The following is a 346-nucleotide window of genomic DNA, read 5'->3' as shown; positions in this document are numbered from 1 at the left end:
GCCGACCAGTCTCCGAATCTGCCGCGTTGTCAGCCCGAGTCGCTCGGCCGCCCGCGATGGCTTGAGTTTGCCGTCTGCCACATCCTGAATGACCTTGAATCTGTCCAGCTCTCGCATCGACATCGTTATCCGTTCTGTTACTGCCATCGAACCTCCCCGTGCCGGACAACCGGCGGCTGGGAAGCTTACGCGGCGCGAAAGCGGACAATTGAACTTAGCCAGAAGCGGACATTACAACTTAGCCACTACAGCAGCACAGTGCCGCTACGGTCTATTACGTCAACCAGTCGCTCAGTCATGACTGTCTTCCTCTGTTTTTCCGTTTGATGTAGGGGGGGCTCGACCC

At 57.5% G+C, this 346-nt stretch carries 1 protein-coding gene; it reads right to left on the bottom strand.

The window, feature by feature from the left end:
• Nucleotides 1–117 (bottom strand): helix-turn-helix domain-containing protein (locus tag SB717_RS34290; protein WP_410907302.1); only part of this gene is annotated, 117 nt, incomplete at its 3' end.
• Between the last annotated feature and the right edge of the window lie 229 nt (nucleotides 118–346).

The organism is Priestia sp. SIMBA_032 (genome assembly GCF_046535215.1).
GTDB lineage: Bacteria > Bacillota > Bacilli > Bacillales > Bacillaceae_H > Priestia > Priestia aryabhattai.
This window is presented reverse-complemented; position numbering and strand designations above follow the sequence as displayed.